Here is a 2263-nt window from a genome sequence, read left to right as displayed (position 1 = left end):
CTCGGCGGCGCCACCAGCGGCGAGCCGGTCCTGGGCGTGAACGTGACGCCGCCGGCGGCCTTCGCCGTGATGTACGAGGCGCTGCTCGACCGCGTCACCGACACGGTCCTCACCCACACGGGCATCGCACCGGTGATCATCACGGCCAACGTGCCGGACATCGCCAGCACGCCCTACTTCATGCCCAAGGCGCTGTTCCGGGCCATGGCCAGCCTGCCGGGCCCCGACACGCTCCCGGACGCCAACCTGTTCACCGAGGCCGACGCGGTCTTCGTCCGCTTCCCGGCGCTGAGCTACCTCGCCGCCGAGGGCCTGGCCGGTCTGCCGCTGCCCGAGGCGTACACGCTGGACGTCGCCGAGACGGCGGTCGTGCAGGACGCGGTGACGGGCTTCAACGCGGCCATCGCCACGGCCGTGGACGAGCGCGAATACGTCCACCTGTACGACGCGCACGCCGCCCTGGCGGCCCTGACCCCGGGCCAGGCCACGCACTTCCTGGCGCTGGAAGCGCAGTACGGCGCGACCATCGCCGCGGCGACGACCTACTTCTCGCTGGACGGCATCCACCCGAACAACCGCGGCTACGGCCACGTGGCCAACGGGTTCATCGCCACGATCAACGAGGCGCTGGGCACCTCGGTCCCGAGCATCGACCTGGCGAACCTGACCTGGGACCCGACCTACGGGATCCCCATCGACGAGAAGGCGGCCGCGGGCCTGAGCCCCGAGGCGGCCCGGGCCATGGACGCCATCTTCCGCTAGCGGGCATCGTCCCGCGACGGCGCAGGGCGGGGACGCGGGTCCCCGCCCTGTTCCTTTCCCGGCTCGCGGCGGCGGTCATTTCCCGTGCCAGCGGACCGGCGATGTTGTAGCTTGGGTGCCGGCGAGCGACCAAGGGAGACCCACGCGTGCGATCCTACGGGACGGGACAATCGATCGGCCTGAGCTTCGGCCCCCCGCTGACCCCCACGGTCCGGGCCCTGCTGGCCGCCAACATCACGGTGTTCGCGCTGCGCTGGCTGCTGGGCGACGGCGCGGCCCTCTACACGTTCGACCACCTCTTCGGGCTGGTGCCCCGCCAGGCCCTGGACCGGCTGTACCTCTGGCAGTTCGTGACCTATATGTTCCTGCACCAGAACTTCTGGCACCTCTTCTTCAACATGTTCCTGATCTGGATGTTCGGCTCGGAACTCGACGCCCAGTGGGGCAAGCGCGCCTTCCTGCGCTATTACCTGTTCACCGGGATCGGCGCGGGTCTGGTCTACGTGCTGCTGATGCCGCGCATCGAGCCGTCCACCGCGGCGCACCCGCTGATCGGGGCCTCGGGCGCGGGCTACGGCATCCTGACCGCCTACGGCCTGCTCTACCCCGAGCGCCGCTTGCTGCTGTGGTTCCTGATCCCGATCAAGGTGAAGTGGTTCGTGATCGGCCTGGGGGTCTTCGAGCTGCTGGCGTCCCGGACCCCGTCGAGCGTGGGGCACCTCGCCCACCTCGGGGGCATCCTGTTCGGCGTGCTCTACCTGAAGGTCGGCGACGGCCTCTGGCGCAAGTTCACCCGCGCGCGCCGCCGCAAGCGGGCCCGCGGCCGCTTCCACGTCCTGGACGACGCGCCGCCGCCCGCGTCCGGAACCGCCCCCGGACCCGAGCCCCGCGACGAGGTCGACCGCCTGCTGGAGAAGATCTCCCGCGAGGGCCTCGCCAGCCTCACCGAACAGGAGCGCGAGACGCTGCGCCGGGCCAGCCGCCGGAACTGACGACCACCGCCGACCGCCGAGGTGCCGCGTGAAGAACCTGCTGTGGCTGCTGCTGCTGAAGCTGCGCCTCTACCCGCACATCTACTTCACCTACAGCCCGTTCAAGATCTACGAGTTCGCCGAGCTCACGCGCGGCCTCGCCTGGCGGGGCGACGAGCGGGTCCTGGACATCGGCTGCGGCATCGGCAACCACACCCTGCTTCTGGGGCGGCGCTGCGGGCACGTCACGGGCCTGGACGTCGACCCCGGCTTCGTCGCGCGGGCGCGCTGGTTCGCGCGCCACCTGCCGGGGCGCGTCCGGGCGGATTTCCTCGACGTCCCCCTCGAGCAGGCGGGATTCGCGGACGACAGCTTCGACCGCGTCTTCAGCATCTGCGTGATCGAGCACATCCCGGACCACGTGAACGTCCTGCGGCACGCCTTCCGCATCCTCAAGCCCGGCGGCGAGATGATCTTCTCGGTGGACTCGCTCGAGGCGATCACCGACGCCGCCCTCGTCGAGCGGCACC

3 protein-coding genes are annotated in these 2263 nt (G+C 70.7%); all 3 read left to right on the top strand.

The genetic code is table 11. The annotated features are described in order from the left end of the window. A partial coding sequence (locus Q7W29_13325; GenBank protein MDO9172802.1) for a hypothetical protein occupies positions 1 to 762 on the top strand: 762 nt, incomplete at its 5' end. Positions 763 to 908: 146 nt separating this feature from the next. Then, a complete protein-coding gene (locus Q7W29_13320; GenBank protein ID MDO9172801.1) occupies positions 909 to 1754 on the top strand; it encodes a rhomboid family intramembrane serine protease in 846 nt (281 codons plus the stop codon). A 28-nt stretch (positions 1755 to 1782) separates the two neighbouring features. Continuing rightward, positions 1783 to 2263 (top strand): class I SAM-dependent methyltransferase (locus tag Q7W29_13315; GenBank protein MDO9172800.1); only part of this gene is annotated, 481 nt, incomplete at its 3' end.

Source organism: bacterium, from assembly GCA_030654305.1.
GTDB lineage: Bacteria > Krumholzibacteriota > Krumholzibacteriia > LZORAL124-64-63 > LZORAL124-64-63 > PNOJ01.
The sequence above is the reverse complement of the archived record's forward strand: the minus strand, read 5'-3'. Positions and strand labels throughout refer to the sequence as shown.